This is a genomic window from Streptococcus sp. KR (assembly GCF_002238115.1).
Lineage (GTDB): Bacteria > Bacillota > Bacilli > Lactobacillales > Streptococcaceae > Streptococcus.
In genome coordinates, this window is the sequence record NZ_NGVM01000012.1 from 14,589 (window position 1) to 38,132 (window position 23,544).

24 protein-coding genes are annotated in these 23,544 nt (G+C 40.0%); 20 read left to right on the forward strand and 4 right to left on the reverse strand.

The genetic code is table 11. From position 1 onward, the window contains the following. The first annotated feature begins 95 nt into the window (after positions 1–95). Positions 96–443 carry a VOC family protein gene (locus CBI42_RS06310; RefSeq protein WP_094753546.1) on the forward strand — a complete coding sequence of 116 codons (348 nt, stop codon included), beginning with the start codon at positions 96–98 and terminating at the stop codon, positions 441–443. Positions 444–605: 162 nt separating this feature from the next. Continuing rightward, complete coding sequence (gene manA, locus CBI42_RS06315; protein WP_094753547.1) at positions 606–1,550, forward strand: mannose-6-phosphate isomerase, class I; 945 nt, start codon at positions 606–608, stop codon at positions 1,548–1,550. Between the two features lie 40 nt (positions 1,551–1,590). Here manA and CBI42_RS06320 read toward each other — a convergent pair whose 3' ends face one another. Continuing rightward, entirely contained in the window at positions 1,591–2,931 is a 1,341-nt protein-coding gene (locus CBI42_RS06320; protein ID WP_049552162.1) for a sodium-dependent transporter, read from the reverse strand. A 340-nt stretch (positions 2,932–3,271) separates the two neighbouring features. Between CBI42_RS06320 and CBI42_RS06325 the strand changes: the two genes are divergently transcribed. Next, positions 3,272–4,012: a MerR family transcriptional regulator gene (locus CBI42_RS06325; protein WP_094753548.1), complete on the forward strand. Its 741-nt coding sequence runs from the start codon at positions 3,272–3,274 to the stop codon at positions 4,010–4,012. Positions 4,013–4,053: 41 nt separating this feature from the next. On the opposite strand, the gene CBI42_RS06330 is transcribed toward CBI42_RS06325, so the two are convergent. Genes CBI42_RS06330 through CBI42_RS06340 form a run of 3 tightly spaced genes read right to left on the reverse strand, consistent with a single transcriptional unit; the run spans position 4,054 to position 6,700 of the window. Then, positions 4,054–4,575: a DUF1697 domain-containing protein gene (locus CBI42_RS06330; protein ID WP_049552608.1), complete on the reverse strand. Its 522-nt coding sequence runs from the start codon at positions 4,573–4,575 to the stop codon at positions 4,054–4,056. A 48-nt stretch (positions 4,576–4,623) separates the two neighbouring features. Next, positions 4,624–5,796 (reverse strand): NAD(P)/FAD-dependent oxidoreductase, encoded by a 1,173-nt coding sequence (locus CBI42_RS06335; protein WP_094753566.1) that lies wholly within the window; start codon positions 5,794–5,796, stop codon positions 4,624–4,626. Positions 5,797–5,854: 58 nt separating this feature from the next. After that, positions 5,855–6,700, reverse strand: a complete 846-nt coding sequence (locus CBI42_RS06340; protein WP_000219924.1) for a DegV family protein — start codon at positions 6,698–6,700, stop codon at positions 5,855–5,857. A 124-nt stretch (positions 6,701–6,824) separates the two neighbouring features. Between CBI42_RS06340 and CBI42_RS06345 the strand changes: the two genes are divergently transcribed. The 17 genes from CBI42_RS06345 to CBI42_RS06440 all read left to right on the forward strand — a co-directional run bounded on the left by CBI42_RS06345 (position 6,825) and on the right by CBI42_RS06440 (position 23,128). Next, positions 6,825–7,382 (forward strand): TetR/AcrR family transcriptional regulator, encoded by a 558-nt coding sequence (locus CBI42_RS06345; protein WP_000004136.1) that lies wholly within the window; start codon positions 6,825–6,827, stop codon positions 7,380–7,382. Positions 7,383–7,400: 18 nt separating this feature from the next. After that, positions 7,401–7,868 carry a deoxycytidylate deaminase gene (locus CBI42_RS06350; protein ID WP_000136976.1) on the forward strand — a complete coding sequence of 156 codons (468 nt, stop codon included), beginning with the start codon at positions 7,401–7,403 and terminating at the stop codon, positions 7,866–7,868. Between the two features lie 88 nt (positions 7,869–7,956). Further along, a complete protein-coding gene (gene upp / locus CBI42_RS06355) occupies positions 7,957–8,586 on the forward strand; it encodes a uracil phosphoribosyltransferase (protein WP_000515974.1) in 630 nt (209 codons plus the stop codon). Between the two features lie 173 nt (positions 8,587–8,759). Beyond that, complete coding sequence (clpP, locus tag CBI42_RS06360) at positions 8,760–9,350, forward strand: ATP-dependent Clp protease proteolytic subunit ClpP (RefSeq protein WP_000613475.1); 591 nt, start codon at positions 8,760–8,762, stop codon at positions 9,348–9,350. 78 nt (positions 9,351–9,428) lie between these two features. Continuing rightward, on the forward strand, positions 9,429–9,716 hold the full coding sequence (locus CBI42_RS06370; protein ID WP_049492230.1) for a YlbG family protein: 288 nt from the start codon (positions 9,429–9,431) through the stop codon (positions 9,714–9,716). Positions 9,717–9,782: 66 nt separating this feature from the next. Then, positions 9,783–10,943, forward strand: coding sequence for an ABC transporter substrate-binding protein (locus CBI42_RS06375; RefSeq protein WP_049552611.1), 1,161 nt, complete (start codon positions 9,783–9,785; stop codon positions 10,941–10,943). Positions 10,944–11,058: 115 nt separating this feature from the next. Further along, positions 11,059–11,928: a branched-chain amino acid ABC transporter permease gene (locus CBI42_RS06380; protein WP_049552612.1), complete on the forward strand. Its 870-nt coding sequence runs from the start codon at positions 11,059–11,061 to the stop codon at positions 11,926–11,928. Between the two features lie 3 nt (positions 11,929–11,931). Continuing rightward, positions 11,932–12,888 (forward strand): branched-chain amino acid ABC transporter permease, encoded by a 957-nt coding sequence (locus CBI42_RS06385; RefSeq protein ID WP_049552613.1) that lies wholly within the window; start codon positions 11,932–11,934, stop codon positions 12,886–12,888. Continuing rightward, complete coding sequence (locus CBI42_RS06390; protein WP_001185997.1) at positions 12,888–13,652, forward strand: ABC transporter ATP-binding protein; 765 nt, start codon at positions 12,888–12,890, stop codon at positions 13,650–13,652. The genes CBI42_RS06385 and CBI42_RS06390 overlap by 1 nt, the downstream gene beginning before the upstream one ends. Next, entirely contained in the window at positions 13,652–14,362 is a 711-nt protein-coding gene (locus tag CBI42_RS06395) for an ABC transporter ATP-binding protein (protein ID WP_049541223.1), read from the forward strand. Before CBI42_RS06390 ends, CBI42_RS06395 begins: the two co-directional genes overlap by 1 nt. A gap of 414 nt (positions 14,363–14,776) precedes the next feature. Continuing rightward, positions 14,777–15,433, forward strand: coding sequence for a CBS domain-containing protein (locus tag CBI42_RS06400; protein ID WP_004256822.1), 657 nt, complete (start codon positions 14,777–14,779; stop codon positions 15,431–15,433). Between the two features lie 108 nt (positions 15,434–15,541). Further along, a protein-coding gene (prfB, locus tag CBI42_RS06410; protein ID WP_125386088.1) for a peptide chain release factor 2 occupies positions 15,542–16,637 on the forward strand; the annotation gives its coding sequence in 2 pieces (ribosomal slippage) (positions 15,542–15,613 and positions 15,615–16,637; 1,095 coding nt in all). A gap of 17 nt (positions 16,638–16,654) precedes the next feature. After that, positions 16,655–17,347, forward strand: coding sequence for a cell division ATP-binding protein FtsE (gene ftsE / locus CBI42_RS06415; RefSeq protein ID WP_094753549.1), 693 nt, complete (start codon positions 16,655–16,657; stop codon positions 17,345–17,347). Continuing rightward, a complete protein-coding gene (ftsX, locus tag CBI42_RS06420) occupies positions 17,340–18,266 on the forward strand; it encodes a permease-like cell division protein FtsX (protein ID WP_042751472.1) in 927 nt (308 codons plus the stop codon). Before ftsE ends, ftsX begins: the two co-directional genes overlap by 8 nt. Before the next feature lie 179 nt (positions 18,267–18,445). Next, the gene (locus tag CBI42_RS06425) at positions 18,446–20,626 is read left to right on the forward strand and encodes a PTS transporter subunit IIBC (RefSeq protein ID WP_020903476.1); all 2,181 of its coding nucleotides are present in this window, start codon (positions 18,446–18,448) and stop codon (positions 20,624–20,626) included. Positions 20,627–20,677: 51 nt separating this feature from the next. Then, entirely contained in the window at positions 20,678–21,493 is an 816-nt protein-coding gene (locus tag CBI42_RS06430; protein ID WP_020903475.1) for an endonuclease/exonuclease/phosphatase family protein, read from the forward strand. A 291-nt stretch (positions 21,494–21,784) separates the two neighbouring features. Further along, positions 21,785–23,128, forward strand: coding sequence for a DEAD/DEAH box helicase (locus CBI42_RS06440; protein ID WP_094753550.1), 1,344 nt, complete (start codon positions 21,785–21,787; stop codon positions 23,126–23,128). Positions 23,129–23,544: the final 416 nt, after the last annotated feature.

Genomic DNA, 23,544 nt, shown 5'->3' on the forward strand with positions numbered 1-23,544 from the left:
ATCAAATGTAAGCATTGAAGATTTTACTCTTTGATTTTCACAGAGAGAAACTTAAAAAGATCGGAGCAATCCGGTCTTTTTCTGGAGGATAGTAAATGAATTTAAATCAATTAGATATTATCGTTTCAGATGTTCCCCAAGTCTGTGCTGACTTGGAGCGTATTTTGGATAAAAAGTCCGATTATGTTGATGACAGTTTTGCTCAATTTACGATTGGCAGTCACTGTCTGATGTTGTCCCAAAATCATTTGATTCCTTTGGAAGATTTTCAGTCAGGAATCATTCTTCATATCGAGGTTGAGGATCTAAATCAGAATTACCAACGTTTAAAAGAGATCGGTGTCGAGATTTTACATGGTATTTGTGAAACGGATTGGGAAACAGAGTCCTTATTAGTTAAAGGCCCTGCTGGTCTAGTGCTTGATTTTTATCGTATGAAATAGGACATAGTAGAGTTTGATCGCCAGCAAAAGTTATAGCATAAGAGGGGATTTCTTTACTATTTTTATAAAATCTTCTCCCTACTTTATAAGATTGGAAAAAGAGTTCAATTAGATGGAGCTTTTTGCTATAATGAGGGGAGAAAAATCAGACAGGAGAATATGATGTCAGAACCATTATTTTTACAATCAGTTATGCAAGAAAAAATCTGGGGTGGGACCAAGCTACGTGATGAGTTTGGCTACGACATCCCAAGTGAAAAAATTGGCGAATACTGGGCTATCTCAGCTCATCCAAATGGTGTCTCTAAAGTTGCTAATGGTAGTTTTGAGGGAACAGATCTAGCTACTTTGTATGCAGAACACCGTGAATTGTTTGGCAATCGTCCTGAGTCTGTATTTCCGCTTTTGACCAAAATCCTCGATGCCAACGACTGGCTCAGTGTTCAAGTTCATCCAGATGATGCATATGGACTAGAGCATGAAGGCGAACTTGGAAAAACAGAATGCTGGTACATCATTGCTGCGGATGAAGGTTCAGAGATTATCTACGGTCACAATGCCAAGTCAAAAGAAGAACTCCGTCAGCAAATAGAGGACAAGAACTGGGATGCCTTGCTTACCAAAGTGCCTGTTAAGGCTGGAGATTTCTTCTATGTTCCAAGTGGCACCATGCACGCTATTGGTGCGGGCATCTTAATTCTTGAAACCCAACAGTCTAGTGACACCACCTATCGTGTCTATGACTTTGACCGCAAGGATGACAATGGCAACTTGCGTGAACTTCACCTTGAAAAATCTATCGATGTTTTAAACATTGGCGAGCCTGCCAATAGCCGTCCTGTAACTATCAAAACTGATGATTTGTATTCAACTCTTCTTGTGTCTAATGACTTCTTCGCAGTTTACAAGTGGGAAATTACTGGAAAAGTTAACTTCGAAAAGACAGCTGACTACAGCTTGTTGAGTGTCTTGGCTGGTCAGGGTCAACTGACTGTTGATGGGAAAAACTATCCAATCCAAAAAGGTAGCCACTTTATCCTACCAAGTGATGTTGAATCTTGGACTTTGGAAGGGCAAGGTTTGGAATTGATTGTTAGCCATCCATAAAAAAGAAAGGGCCTGAGTTCACTACTCAAGTCCTTTTTGATTACATAAATTGGGCGATAAAGACCACAATGATGATGATAGGAATGATGAAACGAAGGAGGAAAAGCCAGACTTGGAAAAGTCCTTGTTTCCAGGCTCTTTCATCAAGATGTAATTCCTCCATAGCAAGAGCCTTCTTAAAGATGTAGCCTGTAAAAAGTGAAAGGCAGAGGGCTCCAAATGGCATGAGGAGATTGGAAACCAAGAAATCCATAGCATCAAAGAAGGTCTTACCAAAGATGTGAACATCCGCCATAACACCGTAAGAAAGGGCTGAAGGAATTCCAAAGATAAAGGTCAAGATTCCTAAAATAGCACTCCATTTAGCACGTTTACTGTTGTCCTGATTGGTGATGTTGCCCACATTGATTTCTAGCATAACAACGGAAGAAGTGACCGTCGCAAAGAGGAAGAGCAAGAGGAAGAGGATGTAGAAAATGGTTCCAAAAGGCATCTTGTCAAAGAGTTGAGGCAAGACGATAAAGAGCAAGCTTGGTCCCCCTTCAGACTGGATATTGAAGGCTGACATGGCTGGGAAAATGGCTAGTCCTGCCATGATGGATACTGAGATATTCATGGCAACGATGGAAATCCCTGACTGGACTAGATTGGTTTTCTTATCCAAATAAGAAGCATAGGTCAGCATGGCTGTAACCCCTAGTGAGAGGGCAAAGAAAGATTGTCCCAGAGCATAGAGGAGACCAGCACTTGTCAGCTTAGAGAAGTCTGGTTTGAGGAAGTAAAGAACCCCTTCCATGGCATTTGGCAAACTGAGAGAGCGTCCAATGATGACGACAAAGATGATAAAGAGCAGAGGCATCATGACTTTCGAAGCTCTTTCAATTCCTTTTTGAACCCCACGTGATACAATGAAGATATTCAATAGGATAAAGGCAGCTTGAGCTCCTAGAGCAATGGCTGGATTTGAAATGATTGAAGTAAATAATTGAGCATAATCACCCGTTCCACCAATTTGGAACAATTTTCCAAACTCAATGCCTAGATAGACTAGAATCCATCCTCCAATAACACTGTAGAAAGATAAGAGGATAAAAAGGGCAAAGGCACCAATCCAACCGATAAAGTTGTACTTGCTATTCTTGCCTAGTTTTCCAAAGGTTTTGATAGCTGAAACACCAGCACTTCGGCCGAGGGCAAATTCAGCTAGCAAAAGGGGGAAACCGATTAAAATAGTGGAGATAAGAAAGACCAGTAAAAAGCCTCCACCGCCATTAGCAGCAGTCATGTAGGGGAATTTCCAAACAGCACCAAGTCCAATGGCTGAACCAGCAGATGCTAGGATAAAGCCCAATTTAGAACCCCATTGCGATTTTTCAGACATAGTTAAACTCCTAAAATTAGTGTTGCAAAAGAAAAAGCTACTGCCCTTGGCAAATAGCCTCATCAGTACTCAAAATGAGCGTTTCTTTTGATTGATAGACTTGACTATCCTATCATGTTTTCTAAGGTCTGTCAAGAAAACCATTTTCATGTTATGATAAAGTAAAAAATTTCGTAAAAACGCTTGACTCTGACCTAGGGGGAGGGGTTATACTATCAATGTAATACTCTTCGAAAATCAAATTCAAACCACGTCAGCGTCGCCTTACCGTACTCAAGTACAGCCTGCGGCTAGCTTCCTAGTTTGCTCTTTGATTTTCATTGAGTATAAGGAGGAAATCATGTACCATATAAAAGAAGCTGCGCAGCTTTCGGGCGTCTCTGTCAAGACCCTACACCACTACGACAAGATAGGACTCTTAGTTCCTTTAAAGTCGGAAAACGGCTATCGAACCTACAGTCAGGAGGATTTGGAACGCCTTCAGGTCATTCTTTACTACAAATATCTAGGCTTTTCTTTAGAAAAAATAGCAGAGCTATTAAAGGAAGAAAGGACTGATTTATTGCCCCACTTGACTAGACAGTTGGACTATTTGACTCGAGAGAGGGAACATCTGGATACCTTGATTTCAACCTTGCAAAAAACCATTCAAGAACAAAAAGGAGAAAGAGAAATGAGCATTCAAGAGAAATTTGCTGGATTTAACTACCAAGACCATCAAAAATACCATCAAGAAGCGGTAGAAAAATATGGACAAGAAGTCATGGACCAAGCGCTCGAGCGCCAAAAAGGTCACGAAGACGAGGCTACGGCTGTCTTTAACCAAGTTTTTCAAGCTTTGTCACAAAATCTTCAAGCTGGTTTACCTGCAACAGCAACTGAAAACCAAGAGCAAGCAGGCAAACTCTTGCAAGCTATTCGTACTTATGGATTTGATTGTACGATTGAAGTATTCGGCCATATCGGTAAGGGATATGTTTATAACCCAGAGTTTAAGGAAAACATTGACAAATTTGGAACTGGCACTGCCCAATACACATCAGATGTCATTGTCCACTATGTCCAAACTCAAACAAAATAAAATCGGAGGAGTGATCTTCCGATTTTTACTAAATTCAAGCACTATTTGCTTAATAATTTTTCTACCACATTTAGTTTTCGCATGGTCAAATCTACATTAAAAAGCTTTTCAAGATAGTTGGTATGGAGTTTCTTTTGTTTAGCAGTTCTAGGGAGATAGAGGTAAAGGCAGTGGTTACCGATACAAATTTCTTCTTCACCGTAATCAATTTTCAATTTTTCTAAAGGGAGACTTTGAATAGATTCTTGATAAAAAATCACGTGTACACGGTCATAAAGATAGTGTTCTCTAAACGGATTTTCTTGGACAATGTTTTCAAAATCATCCTTATTCTTAATGATTATTTTGAGATCGGCTCCAATCTTTTTCTTTATTAGAGTATGAACCTGTTCTCGTATTTTTTCTAAGGCTAAGTTACTTTCAAGAATGATATTTCCACTTTGAATATAAGTTCGAACTTGTTGAAAACCGGCTTCTGTTAAGATATCTACTAGATAAGACATTTTAGGGATAGCATTTTTTCCATTAGGAGTAACTCCCCTTAACAAGATAATATGTTCCAAAGGACTTCCTTTCTTTTGGGGCTGATTTAGCCATTAAATAATTCAGATTTAGATTGGGTTTGATCCCGCCACCCAACCAGTACAGAGGGCAGAAGTGATGTTAAACCCACCCGTGTGGGCATTGATATCCAGTACCTCGCCAGCAAAGTGGAGTCCAGGTACCAGCTTACTTTCTAGAGTTTTGGGATTGATTTCCTTGAGACTGACGCCCCCTTTGGTGACAAAGGACTTGGCAAGGGACATTTTTCCGGTCACAGGGATTTTGAGTGCTTTGATAGACTGGAGAAGTTGTTCGCGTTCCTTTTCAGTCAGTTGTTTGACTTTTTCTGGATAGCCTTGCACAAAAAATTCTGCCAAGCGTTCTGGAAGCAAAGTTTTTAAAGCGTTTTTCAAGGATTTTTCACGATTTTCTTCTAGGAATGCAGCCAAGTTCTTCTCAGAAAGTTGAGGGAAAACATCCAGTGAGAGAACCTCCCCACCTTTGACAAAGCTAGACATACGCAGAGCAGCAGGGCCAGACAAACCAAAGTGGGTAAAAAGCAGATCGTGCGTGATGACATGTTTTCCATAGCTTAAGGTCACATCGTCTAGTGAAATCCCCTGAAGTGCTTTGTGTGGAAAATCCGTTAATAATGGACTTTCAGCAGCCTCAAGTTCGGTAATGGTGTGTTTAAAATGACGGGCAATCTCATGTCCAAAACCAGTCGAACCAGTGGAAGGATAGGATTTTCCACCAGTTGTGACAATCAGTTTATCACAAGTGAAGATTTGGTCAGCTGATTTAAGAACAAATTGGTCATCCACCTTTTTAACCGAAACAATCTCGGTTTGAGTAGCGACTTGACCGCCTAGCTCAGTAATTTTCTTTTCCAAAGCCTCGATTATAGTTCGTGATTTGTCGCTGGCCGGAAAGACGCGCCCGTGGTCTTCGACTTTAAGTTTAACCCCATTTTCCGTAAAAAAGTTAATGATATCATGGTTATCAAATTGGGAGAAGACACTGTAGAGAAAGCGCCCATTTCCAGGGATGCCAGCTAGCAGGTCGTCCAAGCTACCATTGTTGGTCACATTGCAACGTCCACCACCAGTCCCAGCTAATTTTTTTCCAAGTTTCCGATTTTTTTCGATAAGGAGGGTTTTCTGTCCATAAAAGCTACTGGAAATTGTAGCCATCATACCAGCAGGTCCTCCACCGATGACAATAGTATCAAAATGTTTCATAGCTCTATTGTACCACAAAAAAACAAGAGATGATGGTCACCTCTTGTCAAGAATGCAATTAATCAATTTCATATCCCATCAGCAAACCGCCATCTTCTGCATAGAAACTGCAGAGGCCAGAGGTTGGGATAATTTTAATATCTGCTTGTGGGAAGGTTTCGCGAATTCGCTCTGAGAGCTGTTGGCAACATTTCTCGTTATTGCGTTGGGCCATGATAATACGTCCACCAGCATATCCAGCTTTTACTAACTCATCATAGGCAGCTTGAACTGATTTCTTTGGTCCTCGTGCTTTCTGTAGTAGTTCGAGAGTTCCGGTTTCACTAGCTTCTCCAACCATACGGATGTTGAGAAGGCCAACGACTGTACCGATAAGCTTACTCAAACGGCCGTTCTTCACCAAGTTATCTACTTTGGCTAGGACAAAGAGCAACTTGGTTTTTTCTTGATAAGCAGTGATAGCTTCAACGACTTCTTCAAAAGATAGACCCTGGTCAATAAAGTCATTTAATTTTTCTATGAGCAAGTCAACTTCCCCACCAGCAGACAAACTATCAATTACATGAATTTTAGTATCAGGATGTTCTTCAAGATAAATATTCTTGGCTAGTTGAGCACTATTGTGGCTGCCAGAAAGAGTACCAGTGATGGTTACCAAGAAAATGTTTTTGGCACCTTCAAATGCTCGCAAATAATCATCTGGGCTTGGACAAGCTGATTTTGAAGCTTCTGCAGTTGCATACATGGTTTCCATCATTTGATCAATGTCAAGACTGGCATCATCAACAAAGACCTGATCAGCTACTTGAATGGTTAAGGGAACACTTACAAAGGTCGTGTCAATAGCTGGTGTTGCTAGCTGACGATAATCACAACCAGAGTCAGCAATAATCTTCCAAGTCATAGAAATTCTCCATCTTTGTCAGTTATACATTGACAAAGGTTCTGTCTTTTTTTACAATTATATCATGAAAGCCCTTGAAACAAAAGCCTCATCCGTCTGTTGTGACAAGTAGAAAGAAAATGTTATGTCTGAACGTAGAATCTCTGAAAAGTCTCTTGAAAATCTCAGAAAATCAAACCAAGAATCCAATTTATTAACTAGAGAAGCCATCGAAACAGCCCTCTTGCAACTCTTGGAAAAAAAGGACTTGACCAAGATTAGTATTTCTGAATTGGTCAAACGTGCAGGCGTTTCTCGTGCGGCCTTTTATCGCAATTATGATTCCAAAGAGGAGATTTTAGAAAGCGTCTTTAAACGAACTGTCCACAATATTATGGAACAGTTGCATCATTATGATTTAAAGACAGACCTTTATCTGGTCTGGGTTCACCTTTTCCGAGAAGCAAGAAAGGAAGCCAGAGTGATTCAACTTGCCTTAGATTACCATCTGGAAAAAATCTTTGTCCAAGCCATGCAGGAGTTTCTGGAAAAATACCATGGAAAATCAAAAGGTGTCAGCTCTTATCTTCATTCCTTCTGGAGTTCAGCCATCGTCTCAGTCCTTTTAAAATGGATCAAGGATGGCATGAAGGTACCTGCTGAAAAGATTGCGGATTTACGGTTACCATTTTTTAAAAAATAGAGAAAAAGGAGAAGAGATATGACTGAAAAAAGACTGGCCTGGGATGAGTATTTTGCAGCCCAAGCTCTACTAATTGCCAATCGTTCCACTTGTAAACGTGCCAAAGTGGGTGCGATTCTGGTAAAGGATAATAAGGTAATTTCAACTGGTTACAATGGTTCAGTGTCAGGAACCGAGCATTGTATTGACCACGAATGTCTAGTCATTGAAGGACACTGTGTTCGCACCCTTCACGCTGAGGTCAATGCTATCCTTCAAGGTGCAGAACGTGGTGTTCCTAAAGGTTTCACAGCCTATGTAACCCATTTTCCTTGTCTGAATTGTACCAAACAATTATTGCAGGTCGGCTGCAAGCGAGTGGTTTATATCAACCAGTACAGAATGGACGACTACGCCCAATACCTTTATCAAGAAAAAGGGACAGAATTGACTCATTTACCACTTGAGACAGTACAGACAGCTCTTAAAGAGGCTGATCTAATGTAAAAAATATCAAAAATAAATGGTTTAGAAAGATTTTTAAACCGTTTTTTGGTATAATAAGAAGAATAAATTGAAAGAAGGAATTCCAAAAATGGGAAAAATTGAAGTTATTAATCATCCATTGATTCAACACAAATTGTCAATCTTGCGTCGTACAGATACTTCTACAAAAGCTTTTCGTGAGCTAGTAGATGAGATTGCAATGTTGATGGGGTATGAAGTACTTCGTGATCTTCCACTAGAAGATGTGGAAATCGAAACACCAATCACAAAAACAGTTCAAAAACAATTGGCAGGTAAGAAATTGGCCATCGTTCCAATCTTACGTGCAGGTATCGGGATGGTCGATGGGCTCTTGAGCTTGGTTCCAGCTGCTAAGGTTGGTCACATCGGTATGTACCGTGATGAAGAAACGCTTCAACCAGTTGAGTACTTGGTGAAATTGCCTGAGGACATTGACCAACGTCAAATTTTTGTAGTAGACCCAATGTTGGCAACAGGTGGCTCAGCAATCTTAGCTGTTGACTCCCTTAAAAAACGTGGCGCGTCAAATATCAAATTTGTCTGCCTTGTATCTGCTCCAGAAGGTGTAAAAGCCCTTCAAGAAGCTCATCCAGATGTAGAAATCTTTACAGCAGCCTTGGATGAACGCTTGAACGAACACGGTTATATCGTTCCAGGTCTTGGGGATGCTGGAGACCGCTTGTTCGGTACGAAATAAAATCGAAAAGAAGATTGACTTGGAAAAGAATTTCCAGTCACGAAAGGAGGTTGAATTTTTGTTTCTGTCTGATGAAAACAGAGCAAAAATTTGACCTTTTTTGACCAAGATATTATAATAGTCTTATCTTCAGTCATTTGACCAACAAAATTAAAACTCAAAAGGAGAAATAAATGATTCCTGTAGTTATTGAACAAACAAGCCGTGGAGAACGTTCCTACGATATTTACTCACGTCTTCTCAAAGACCGCATCATTATGCTGACAGGTCCAGTTGAAGACAATATGGCCAACTCTGTTATTGCCCAATTGCTTTTCTTGGATGCCCAAGATAGTACAAAAGATATTTACCTTTATGTCAATACACCTGGTGGTTCCGTTTCAGCTGGTTTAGCAATCGTTGATACTATGAACTTTATCAAGGCTGATGTCCAAACTATCGTTATGGGAATGGCTGCATCTATGGGAACAGTCATTGCATCAAGTGGAGCAAAAGGCAAACGTTTCATGCTTCCAAATGCTGAATACATGATTCACCAACCAATGGGTGGTACAGGTGGTGGTACTCAACAAACCGATATGGCGATCGCTGCAGAACACTTGCTTAAAACTCGTAATACCTTGGAAAAAATCTTGGCTGAAAATTCAGGTCAGTCAATCGAAAAAGTTCACGCAGATGCAGAACGCGATAACTGGATGAGCGCACAAGAAACACTTGAATATGGCTTTATTGATGAAATCATGGCCAACAATTCATTGAATTAATGATCAAAGAAGGCAAACTCGACTGGGTTTGCTTTTTTTGGTATAATAGGGAGAGATTTCTTAGAAAGAGGATTCATCATGTTTGAAAAAGTCAATCGATCTGGCTTGATTATCTATCTTTACTATAATCGTGATGCCAAAAAATTGCAGGATTATGGAGATATTACCTATCATTCCAAGAAACATCGTTACTTACAACTCTATGTTCCAACTCAAGAAGTGGAGCAATTGGTCGGACACTTGAGCAAGGAAAAATTTATAAAAAAAGTCAGAGTTTGTCATATCCAAGAGCTGGAAACACCCTTTGTGGGTAATCTCTATCGAGAGGAAAACGTTATCATCGAAAAAGTTCAAGAAAAGTGTTGACAATTTTCTGATAATTCGGTATATTCTTAACATGCTATTTATTTAAGAAATAAGGAGACAAAAAAGATGAAGAAAAAAATTGTCCTATCGTTTGTGGCGCTTGCAAGTGTAGCTCTTCTTGCAGCATGTGGAGAAGTGAAGTCTGGAGCGTCAAACGCTGCTGGTAACTCAGTAGATGAAAAGACAATCAAAATCGGATTTAACTTTGAAGAAACTGGTGCCGTAGCAGCCTACGGTACATCTGAACAAAAAGGTGCCCAACTTGCTGTTGATGAAATCAATGCAGCAGGTGGTATCGACGGAAAACAAATCGAAGTAGTCGATAAAGATAATAAGTCTGAAACAGCTGAGGCGGCTTCAGTAACAACTAACCTTGTAACCCAATCTAAAGTATCAGCAATCGTAGGACCTGCGACATCTGGTGCAACTGCAGCTGCGGTGGCTAACGCTACAAAAGCAGGTGTTCCATTGATTTCACCAAGTGCGACTCAAGATGGATTGACTAAAGGTCAAGATTACCTCTTTATCGGAACATTCCAAGATAGCTTCCAAGGAAAAATTATCTCAAACTATGTTACTGAAAAATTAAACGCTAAGAAAGTTGTTCTTTACACTGACAATGCCAGCGACTATGCTAAAGGTATTGCTAAAGCCTTCCGTGAAGCTTACAAAGGTGAAATCGTTGCAGATGAAACTTTCGTAGCAGGTGACACAGACTTCCAAGCAGCCCTTACAAAAATGAAAGGGAAAGACTTTGATGCTATTGTTGTTCCTGGTTACTACACTGAAGCTGGTAAAATTGTAAACCAAGCGCGTGGTATGGGAATTGACAAACCAATCGTTGGTGGTGATGGATTCAACGGTGAAGAGTTTGTACAACAAGCAACTCCTGAAAAAGCATCAAACATCTACTTTATCTCAGGCTTCTCAACTACTGTAGAAGTTTCTGCTAAAGCAAAAGCCTTCCTTGAGGCTTACCGTGCTAAGTACAATGAAGAGCCTTCAACATTTGCAGCTTTGGCTTATGACTCAGTTCACCTTGTAGCAAACGCAGCAAAAGGTGCCAAAAACTCAGGTGAGATCAAAGACAACCTTGCTAAAACAAAAGACTTTGAAGGTGTAACTGGTCAAACAAGCTTCGATGCAGACCACAACACAGTCAAAACTGCTTACATGATGACCATGAACAATGGTAAGGTTGAAGCAGCAGAAGTTGTAAAACCATAATAGAAAATGTTGAAATAGGGATTGAGCCTCTGACTCACTCCCTGTTTCGATGTTTAAGAACCTATCAAAAAGTGAGGGAAAACCCTCAAAATTATAAATAGAAAGAGTGAATCTTATGCTCCAACAACTAGTAAATGGTTTGATTCTAGGTAGTGTTTACGCGCTGTTAGCCCTAGGGTATACCATGGTTTACGGAATTATCAAGCTCATCAACTTCGCCCACGGTGATATTTATATGATGGGAGCCTTTATCGGTTATTTCTTGATTAATTTTTTCCAAATGAATTTCTTTGTAGCTCTTATTGTAGCTATGCTAGCGACAGCCATTCTTGGTGTCGTGATTGAGTTCCTTGCTTACCGGCCTTTGCGTCACTCTACTCGTATTGCTGTTTTGATTACAGCTATTGGGGTTTCTTTCCTATTGGAGTATGGGATGGTCTATCTGGTTGGTGCCAATACCCGTGCTTTCCCTCAAGCGATTCAAACAGTTCGCTATGATTTGGGACCAGTTAGCCTAACAAACGTGCAGTTAATGATTTTGGCCATTTCCTTGATTTTGATGATTTTGTTACAAGTCATTGTCCAAAAGACTAAGATGGGGAAAGCCATGCGTGCAGTATCCGTAGATAGCGATGCAGCGCAATTGATGGGGATCAATGTAAACCGTACTATCAGCTTTACCTTTGCTTTGGGTTCTGCTCTTGCGGGGGCGGCTGGTGTTTTGATTGCCCTCTATTATAACTCTCTTGAGCCTTTGATGGGGGTTACTCCAGGTCTTAAATCTTTCGTTGCCGCAGTACTTGGTGGTATCGGAATTATTCCTGGTGCGGCTCTTGGTGGTTTTGTGATTGGTCTATTGGAAACCTTTGCGACAGCCTTTGGGATGTCAGACTTCCGTGATGCCATTGTTTATGGAATCTTGTTGTTGATCTTGATTGTCCGCCCAGCTGGTATCCTTGGTAAGAATGCGAAAGAGAAGGTGTAAACGATGAAGGAAAATTTAAAAGTTAATATTCTATGGTTACTCCTTTTGTTAGCTGGCTATGGCTTGATTAGTATACTGGTCTCAGTCGGAGTACTCAACCTATTCTATGTACAGATTTTACAACAAATTGGAATTAATATTATTCTGGCTGTTGGTCTCAACCTAATCGTTGGTTTTTCAGGACAATTTTCACTTGGGCATGCAGGTTTCATGGCGATTGGTGCCTATGCCGCTGCTATTATTGGTTCTAAATCACCAACCTACGGTGCCTTCTTTGGAGCTATGCTGGTAGGAGCTTTGCTTTCAGGAGCAGTTGCTTTACTTGTCGGAATTCCAACCTTGCGCTTGAAGGGAGACTATCTTGCAGTAGCGACTCTTGGTGTATCTGAAATTATCCGTATCTTTATCATCAATGGTGGAAGCATTACAAATGGTGCGGCAGGTATCTTGGGAATTCCTAACTTTACAACTTGGCAAATGGTTTACTTCTTTGTCGTGATTACAACCATTGCAACCTTGAACTTCTTGCGTAGTCCAATTGGTCGTTCAACCCTCTCCGTTCGTGAGGATGAAATCGCTGCTGAGTCAGTTGGGGTTAATACGACTAAAATTAAAATCATCGCCTTTGTCTTCGGTGCTATTACTGCGAGTATTGCAGGGTCACTTCAGGCAGGATTTATCGGTTCAGTTGTACCGAAAGATTACACTTTCATCAACTCAATCAACGTATTGATCATTGTTGTATTTGGTGGACTTGGTTCAATTACAGGTGCCATTGTTTCAGCTATTGTCCTTGGAATTTTGAATATGCTTCTCCAAGACGTTGCTAGCGTGCGTATGATTATTTACGCTTTGGCCTTGGTATTGGTAATGATTTTCAGACCAGGTGGACTCCTTGGAACATGGGAATTGAGCCTATCACGTTTCTTTAAAAAATCTAAAAAGGAGGAACAAAACTAATGGCATTACTTGAAGTAAAACAGTTAACCAAACATTTTGGCGGTCTAACAGCTGTTGGAGATGTGACTCTTGAATTGAACGAAGGGGAACTGGTTGGACTAATCGGTCCAAATGGAGCTGGGAAAACCACCCTTTTCAACCTCTTGACGGGTGTTTATGAACCAAGTGAGGGAACAGTAACACTAGATGGTCACCTTTTGAATGGAAAGTCACCTTATAAGATTGCTTCTTTGGGACTTGGACGTACTTTCCAAAATATCCGTCTTTTTAAAGATTTAACAGTTTTGGACAATGTTTTGATTGCCTTTGGCAACCATCACAAACAACATGTTTTTGCTAGTTTTTTGCGCTTACCAGCTTTTTACAAGAGTGAAAAAGAATTAAAGGCTAAAGCTTTAGAATTGCTGAAAATCTTTGACTTAGATGGTGATGCAGAGACTCTTGCTAAAAACCTTGCCTATGGACAACAACGTCGTTTGGAAATTGTTCGTGCCCTTGCTACGGAACCTAAAATTCTCTTTTTAGATGAACCAGCAGCAGGTATGAACCCGCAGGAAACAGCCGAATTGACTGAGTTAATTCGTCGTATCAAAGATGAATTTAAGATTACGATCATGCTGATTGAACACGATATGAATCTGGTCATGGAAGTAACAGAACGTATCTACGTACTTGAATATGGTCGTTTGATTGCTCAGGGAACTCCAGACGAAATTAAGACCAATAAACGCGTTATCGAAGCTTATCTAGGAGGTGAAGCCTAATGTCTATGTTAAAAGTTGATAATCTTTCTGTGCATTACGGTATGATCCAAGCAGTCCGTGATGTAAGCTTTGAAGTAAATGAAGGAGAGGTTGTTTCCCTTATCGGTGCCAATGGTGCAGGTAAGACAACCATTCTTCGCACCTTGTCTGGTTTGGTTAGACCTAGTTCAGGAAAGATTGAATTTTTAGGTCAAGAAATCCAAAAAATGCCAGCTCAAAAAATCGTGGCAGGTGGTCTTTCACAAGTTCCAGAAGGACGCCACGTCTTTCCTGGCTTGACTGTTATGGAAAATCTTGAAATGGGAGCTTTCTTAAAGAAAAACCGTGAAGAAAATCAAGCCAACTTGAAGAAAGTTTTCTCACGCTTTCCTCGTCTTGAAGAACGGAAGAACCAAGATGCAGCTACTCTTTCAGGAGGGGAACAACAAATGCTTGCCATGGGACGCGCTCTTATGTCAACGCCAAAGCTTCTTCTTTTAGATGAACCATCAATGGGACTTGCCCCAATATTTATCCAAGAGATTTTTGATATCATTCAAGATATCCAGAATCAAGGAACAACCGTTCTCTTGATTGAACAAAACGCCAATAAAGCACTCGCAATCTCTGACCGAGGATATGTACTGGAAACAGGGAAAATCGTTCTATCAGGAACAGGAAAAGAACTCGCTTCATCAGAAGAAGTCAGAAAAGCATATCTAGGTGGCTAAAACAATCCAGTGGATTGTTTTAGTCGGCAGATGAAGATTACGAAGTAATCATCATTATAGTCCGGGGGACTTTTTTAGTCGGCAGATGGAGATTGCGAAGCAATTATCTTATCCACTGGATTGTTTTAGTCGGTGGATGAGGATTACGAAGTAATCATCATTATAGTCCAGGGGACCTTTTTAGTTGACAGATATAGATTGTAAAGCAATCTTTATCTACATTAAAAGGTTAATTTCTAATAATTGAAAAAAATGAAATGAAACGTTTCTTACATTCATTCACAGAGCTCGATTTCAGAGCTCTTTTTGCTAGCTTATTCATACTTTTCTGAATTTTGAAAAAGAAATGTAAGCGTTTGATAGATTTACAAAAAGATTGTATAATAGGGATAAGAACAGAAAAGGAGAAGTCTCATGGCAGTTAAAGATTTTATGACCCGCAAGGTAGTGTATATTAGTCCAGATACAACAGTATCTCATGCAGCAGATTTGATGAGAGAGCAAGGGTTGCACCGCTTGCCTGTTATCGAAAATGATCAATTGGTTGGTTTGGTGACTGAAGGAACCATTGCGCAAGCTAGTCCATCAAAAGCAACCAGTCTTTCTATCTATGAGATGAACTATCTTCTGAATAAGACAAAAGTAAAAGATGTCATGATTCGCGATGTTGTCACTGTTTCAGGCTATGCGAGTCTTGAGGATGCAACTTATTTGATGTTGAAAAATAAGATTGGTATTCTTCCTGTCGTTGATAACCATCAAGTATACGGAGTTATTACGGACCGTGACGTTTTCCAAGCCTTTCTTGAAATAGCAGGTTATGGCGAAGAAGGGATTCGTGTACGCTTTGTTACGGAAAATGAAGTTGGTGTTCTTGGAAAAATTGTTTCTTTGATTGTAGAAGAAAATTTGAATATCTCCCATACAGTAAATATTCCGCGTAAAGATGGTAAGGTCATTATCGAAGTTCAAATCGATGGATCAATTGATTTACCAGCCTTGAAAGAAAAATTTGAATCAGAAAATATTCAAGTAGAAGAAATTACTCGTACTTCAGCAAAAGTCTTGTAAGAAGGGAAGCCGAAAGGCTTCTTTTTACGTGTAACAAGGGATTAGAGCAAAAGATGGAAAGAAATGATAGATTATGGTATAATAAAACGATATAAAAAAGGAGTATTTATGGACATTTCAGAAATTCGTCAGAAAATTGACGCAAATCGTGAAAAATTAGCTTCTTTCAGGGGGTCTCTTTGACCTCGAAGGTTTAGAGGAAGAGATTGCCATCTTGGAAAACAAGATGACAGAACCTGATTTTTGGAACGATAATATCGCGGCCCAAAAAACGTCGCAAGAATTAAATGAATTAAAAAATACCTACAATACCTTCCATAAAATGGAAGAGTTGCAGGATGAAGTTGAAATTTTATTAGATTTTTTAGCTGAAGATGAGTCGGTGCATGAAGAATTGGTTGCACAGTTATCAGAACTCGATAAAATGATGACTAGTTATGAGATGACCTTGCTCTTGTCAGAACCTTATGACCATAATAATGCGATTTTGGAAATCCATCCAGGATCCGGTGGTACAGAGGCTCAGGACTGGGGGGATATGTTACTTCGTATGTACACTCGCTATGGAAATGCTAAAGGATTTAAAGTAGAAGTTTTGGATTACCAAGCAGGAGATGAAGCTGGTATTAAGTCAGTAACCCTATCATTTGAAGGGCCTAATGCCTATGGCCTTCTCAAGTCAGAAATGGGGGTACACCGTTTGGTGCGAATTTCACCATTTGACTCTGCTAAACGTCGCCATACCTCTTTCACATCTGTAGAAGTGATGCCAGAGTTGGATGATACCATTGAAGTGGAAATCCGTGAAGATGATATCAAGATGGATACTTTCCGTTCAGGTGGTGCTGGTGGACAAAACGTCAACAAAGTTTCAACAGGTGTGCGTTTGACACACATTCCTACTGGGACTGTTGTCCAGTCAACAGTCGATCGTACTCAGTATGGAAATAGAGATCGTGCCATGAAGATGTTGCAGGCTAAGCTCTATCAAATGGAGCAAGAAAAGAAAGCTGCGGAAGTTGATTCCCTCAAAGGTGAGAAAAAGGAAATCACATGGGGAAGTCAAATCCGTTCTTATGTTTTCACGCCTTATACTATGGTAAAAGATCATCGAACTAGCTTTGAAGTTGCGCAGGTAGATAAGGTTATGGATGGAGACCTAGATGGTTTTATCGATGCTTATCTCAAGTGGCGAATCAGCTAAGATAGAAAGGAACTCACATGTCAATCATTGAAATGAGAGATGTCGTCAAAAAATACGACAACGGAACGACTGCTTTGCGAGGTGTCTCAGTCACTGTTGAACCCGGGGAATTTGCCTATATCGTAGGTCCGTCAGGAGCTGGGAAATCAACATTTATTAGAGCTTTGTACCGCGAAGTAAAAATCGAAAAAGGAAGCTTAACTGTTGCTGGTTTTAATCTGGTTAGAATTAAAAAGAAAGATGTCCCTCTCCTACGTCGTAGTGTTGGGGTTGTCTTCCAAGATTATAAACTGTTACCAAAGAAAACCGTTTATGAAAATATTGCTTATGCAATGGAAGTTATTGGTGAGAGCCGCCGTAATATCAAAAAACGTGTTATGGAAGTTTTAGACTTGGTTGGATTGAAGCATAAGGTTCGTTCTTTCCCAAATGAACTTTCAGGGGGAGAACAGCAACGGATTGCAATTGCACGTGCCATTGTAAACAATCCAAAAGTATTGATTGCGGACGAACCAACAGGAAACTTGGACCCAGATAATTCATGGGAAATTATGAACTTGCTGGAACGCATCAATCTCCAAGGGACAACTGTCTTGATGGCTACCCACAACAGTCAGATTGTAAATACCTTGCGCCACCGTGTCATTGCCATTGAAAATGGCCGTGTCGTTCGTGACGAAGCTAAAGGAGAATATGGATACGATGATTAGTAGATTTTTTCGTCATTTATTTGAATCATTAAAAAGTTTAAAACGAAATGGCTGGATGACAGTAGCTGCTGTCAGTTCAGTTATGATTACTTTGACCTTGGTTGCAATATTTGCATCTGTTATCTTTAATACGGCTAAACTAGCTACAGATATTGAAAATAATGTTCGAGTAATGGTATACATTCGTAAGGACGTAGCTGATAATAGTGAGACGATTGAAAAAGAAGGTCAAACTGTTACAAATAACGACTACCATAAGGTATATGATGCTTTGAAAGGTATGTCAACCGTTAAAAGTGTTACGTTTTCAAGTAAAGAAGAACAATATGAAAAGTTGACAGAAACAATGGGGGACAACTGGAAAATCTTTGAAGGCGATGCCAACCCTCTCTATGATGCATATATCGTTGATACCAATACACCAAGTGATGTAAAGACAGTAGCAGAAGAGGCTAAAAAAATCGAAGGTGTATCAGAAGTTCAAGATGGTGGTGCTAATACAGAACGCTTGTTTAAGTTAGCCTCATTTATTCGTGTCTGGGGACTAGTTATCGCGGGATTATTGATTTTCATTGCAGTGTTCTTGATTTCTAATACTATACGTATCACCATCATTTCACGAAGCCGTGAAATTCAAATCATGCGTTTAGTAGGTGCTAAGAATGGCTATATCCGCGGGCCTTTCTTGCTTGAAGGTGCCTTCATTGGTTTGCTTGGAGCAACACTTCCATCAGTTTTGGTATTTATTGTCTATAAAATGGTTTACCAATCGGTTAATAAGTCATTGGTTGGTCAGAACCTTTCGATGATATCACCAGAAATATTCAGTCCACTGATGATTGCTCTATTATTTGTGATTGGAATTTTTATCGGTTCAATCGGATCAGGAATTTCAATGCGCCGATTCCTGAAAATCTAAAATAGAAGTATATTTGAGGAGATTTTAATATCTCCTTTTTTACTACAAAAATTTTAGAAAAAAGTCTACTTTTTTTTATAAAAGCCTTTACAAAAAAAATTAAAGTGGTATAATTGAATTATAGAAAGTGCAAACGTTTTCGTAAAACGTTTGCCTAAATAAAAATAAAGGAGATTTGAATGATGAAAGATACATTCAAAAATGTCTTGTCTTTCGAGTTTTGGCAAAAATTCGGTAAGGCTTTGATGGTGGTTATCGCGGTTATGCCGGCTGCTGGTTTGATGATTTCAATCGGTAAGTCTATCGTAATGATTAACCCAACTTTTGCACCACTTGTAGTTACAGGTGGAATTCTTGAGCAAATTGGTTGGGGGGTTATCGGTAACCTTCACATTTTGTTTGCCCTAGCAATTGGAGGAAGCTGGGCTAAAGAACGTGCTGGTGGTGCTTTCGCCGCTGGTCTTGCCTTCATCTTGATTAACCGTATCACTGGTACAATCTTTGGTGTATCAGGAGATATGTTGAAAAATCCAGATGCTATGGTCACAACTCTCTTTGGTGGTTCAATCAAAGTTGCTGATTACTTCATTAGTGTTCTTGAAGCTCCAGCATTGAACATGGGTGTGTTTGTAGGGATTATCTCAGGTTTTGTAGGGGCAACTGCTTACAATAAATACTACAACTTCCGTAAACTTCCTGATGCACTTTCATTCTTCAACGGGAAACGTTTCGTACCATTTGTAGTTATTCTTCGTTCAGCAATCGCTGCAATTCTACTTGCTGCCTTCTGGCCAGTAGTTCAAACAGGTATCAATAGCTTTGGTATCTGGATTGCCAACTCACAAGAAACTGCTCCAATCCTTGCACCATTCTTGTATGGTACTTTGGAACGTTTGCTCTTGCCATTTGGTCTTCACCATATGTTGACTATCCCAATGAACTACACAGCTCTTGGTGGTACTTATGACATTTTAACTGGTGCAGCTAAAGGTACTCAAGTATTTGGTCAAGACCCACTATGGCTTGCATGGGTAACAGACCTTGTTAACCTTAAAGGTACAGATGCAAGTCACTACCAACAATTGTTAGATACTGTTCACCCAGCTCGTTTCAAAGTTGGACAAATGATCGGTTCATTCGGTATCTTGATGGGTATGATCGTTGCTATCTACCGTAATGTCGATGCTGATAAGAAACATCAATATAAAGGTATGATGATTGCGACAGCTCTTGCAACATTCTTGACAGGGGTTACTGAACCAATCGAATACATGTTCATGTTTGTAGCAACACCTATGTATCTTGTTTACTCACTTGTTCAAGGTGCTGCCTTCGCTATGGCTGACGTAGTAAACCTACGTGTCCACTCATTCGGTTCAATTGAATTCTTGACTCGTACACCACTAGCAATTAATGCTGGTATTGGTATGGATATCGTTAACTTTATCTGGGTAACTGTTCTCTTTGCCGTAATCATGTACTTTATCGCAAACTTCATGATTCAAAAATTCAACTACGCAACTCCAGGACGTAACGGAAATTACGAAACTGCTGAAGGTTCAGAAGAAGCTAGTAGCGAAGTGAAAGTTGCAGCAGGCTCTCAAGCTGTAAACATTATTAACCTTCTTGGTGGACGTGCAAACATCGTTGATGTTGATGCATGTATGACTCGTCTTCGTGTAACTGTAAAAGATGCTGACAAAGTCGGTGATGCAGAACAATGGAAAGCAGAAGGAGCTATGGGTCTTGTCATGAAAGGACAAGGAGTTCAAGCTATCTACGGTCCAAAAGCAGACGTATTGAAATCTGATATCCAAGATATCCTTGATTCAGGTGAAATCATTCCTGAAACTCTTCCAAGCCAAATGACTGAAGCACAACAAAACACTGTTCACTTCAAAGGTCTTACTGAGGAAGTTTACTCAGTAGCAGACGGTCAAGTTGTTGCTTTGGAACAAGTAAAAGATCCAGTATTTGCTCAAAAAATGATGGGTGATGGATTTGCAGTAGAACCTGCAAATGGAAACATTGTATCTCCAGTTTCAGGTACTGTATCAAGCATCTTCCCAACAAAACATGCTCTTGGTATTGTGACTGAACCAGGTCTTGAAGTATTGGTTCACATTGGTTTGGACACAGTAAGTCTTGAAGGTAAACCATTTACAGTTCATGTTGCTGAAGGACAAAAAGTTGCAGCAGGAGATCTTCTTGTCACAGCTGACTTGGATGCTATCCGTGCAGCAGGACGTGAAACTTCAACAGTAGTTGTCTTCACAAATGGTGATGCAATTAAATCAGTTAAATTAGAAAAAACAGGTTCTCTTGCAGCTAAAACAGCAGTTGCTAAAGTAGAATTGTAATATACTTGAGGTTGGAAGCTGTATTCCAACCTCTTATTTTGGGAGAAAAGAATGAAATTTTTAACACTCAATACTCACAGTTGGATGGAGAAAGAAGCAGAGGAAAAATTCCAGATTTTGCTTGAGGATATTCTTGAAAAAGACTATGATTTGATTTGTTTCCAAGAAATCAATCAGGAGATCACTTCGCCAGTGGTGGAGGTTAATGACCTTTATCAAGCTTTGCCAGCAGCTGAGCCTATTCACCAAGACCATTATGTTAGACTTTTGGTTGAAAAGTTGTCAGAGCAAGGGAAAGATTACTACTGGACTTGGGCCTATAACCATATTGGTTATGACCGCTACCATGAAGGTGTGGCTATCTTGTCTAAAACACCTATTGAAGCAAGAGAAATTTTGGTTTCAGATGTGGATGATCCAACAGACTATCATACTCGCCGTGTCGCCCTGGCTGAAACTGTAGTTGATGGCAAGGACCTTGCAGTTGCCAGTGTCCACCTTTCTTGGTGGGATAAAGGTTTCCAAGAAGAATGGGCGCGATTTGAGGCTGTCTTGAAAGAATTGAACAAGCCACTTTTGCTGGCTGGAGATTTCAACAATCCAGCAGGTCAGGAAGGTTACCAAGCTATTTTAGCTAGTCCATTAGGCTTACAAGACGCTTTTGAAGTTGCTCAAGAGAAAAGCGGTAGCTATACCGTTCCACCAGAAATTGATGGCTGGAAGGGGAATACAGAACCCCTTCGAATCGACTATGTTTTTACTACCAAAGAGTTAGAGGTGGAAAATTTACATGTCGTATTTGATGGTAACAAGGGTCCGCAAGTTAGTGATCACTATGGCTTGAATGCTATTTTAAACTGGAAATAATAACTGATACTCTTTGAAAATCTCTTCAAACCACGTCAACGTCGCCTTGCCGTATAGATGTTACTGACTTCGTCAGTTCTATCTGCAACCTCGAAACACTGTTTTGAGCAACCTGCGGCTAGTTTCCTAGTTTGCTCTTTGATTTTCATTGAGTATGAAAAGAGGTTGGAATTATAACATTCCAGCCTTTTTCTGATTAGAAAAGCTACTGTAAATAGCCTAAATAAGTGAGACTACTGAAATGGAATAAAATGTGGTATAATTGATAGGATAGATAGAATCGAGGGTATTATGTCATTTACGAAATTTCAATTTAAAAACTATATTAGAGAAGCCTTGGAGGAGTTGAAATTTACAACTCCAACAGAGGTACAAGATAAGTTGATTCCCATTGTCCTGGCAGGCCGAGATTTGGTTGGAGAATCAAAAACAGGTTCAGGTAAGACTCACACTTTCTTGTTACCGATTTTTCAGCAATTAGATGAAGCTAGTGATAGTGTTCAAGCAGTCATTACGGCACCGAGCCGTGAGTTGGCTACTCAGATTTACCAAGCAGCTCGTCAGATTGCAGCCCACTCAGAAATGGAAGTTCGTGTGGTTAATTATGTGGGGGGGACAGATAAGGCTCGCCAGATTGAGAAATTGGCAAGTAACCAGCCTCATATTGTTATCGGAACGCCTGGACGTATCTATGACTTGGTTAAATCCGGTGATTTGGCTATTCACAAGGCCAAGAACTTTGTGGTCGATGAGGCAGACATGACCTTGGATATGGGATTCTTGGAAACTGTTGATAAGATTGCTGGCAGCCTTCCAAAAGACCTGCAATTCATGGTCTTCTCAGCGACTATCCCACAAAAACTGCAACCATTCTTGAAAAAATACTTGTCAAATCCTGTTATGGAAAAAATCAAGACCAAAACGGTCATTTCTGATACCATTGATAATTGGTTGATTTCGACAAAAGGACGCGATAAGAATGCTCAAATTTATCAGTTGACTCAGTTGATGCAACCTTATTTGGCAATGATTTTTGTTAACACTAAAACACGTGCTGATGAATTGCATTCATATCTGACTGCTCAAGGATTGAAGGTAGCGAAGATTCATGGAGATATTGCCCCTCGTGAGCGCAAACGTATCATGAACCAGGTGAAAAATCTGGATTTTGAGTATATTGTCGCAACAGACTTGGCAGCGCGTGGAATTGATATTGAAGGTGTCAGCCATGTCATCAATGATGCCATTCCGCAAGATTTGTCCTTCTTTGTTCACCGTGTTGGTCGAACTGGAAGAAATGGCCTACCAGGTACAGCTATTACCCTTTATCAGCCAAGTGATGACTCGGATATCCGTGAGTTGGAGAAATTGGGAATCAAGTTTACTCCTAAGATGGTCAAAGATGGGGAATTTCAAGATACTTATGACCGTGATCGTCGTGCCAACCGTGAGAAAAAACAAGATAAGCTTGATATCGAAATGATTGGTTTGGTTAAAAAGAAAAAGAAAAAAGTCAAACCGGGTTATAAGAAAAAAATTCAATGGGCGGTTGATGAAAAGCGCCGCAAGACCAAACGCGCTGAAAATCGTGCTCGTGGTCGTGCAGAGCGTAAAGCAAAACGCCAAACATTTTAATAGAAAAAGTTGGAGTACTGAGCTCCAATTTTTTTTTATTTATGAGAACGAACTATCTAAATAGAAACACTACATTAAAGACTGCAAATTGCGCTAAAAAATGGTATAATGATAAAGTTATATAGTCCCGATAAGATGGTAGGCATTTATCGCGAAGAGTTTTCCTATCAGTACTTTGTAATTCGCAAAGCATGACGGCTCTAAAGTAGCTCGTCATTCTACGGTTGCCGCTATAATGCGGTCAGCCTATGCGCCTTACTAGCTTTAGAAATAAAAAAATATCGTTTTTATTTCTTTTGCGTCGTAACTCGCAAAGCATGACGGCTCCAAGATCGCTCGTCATTCTACGGTTGCCGCTATAATGCGGTCAACCTATGCGTCTTACTAGCTTCAGAAATAAAAAGTATCGTTTTTAT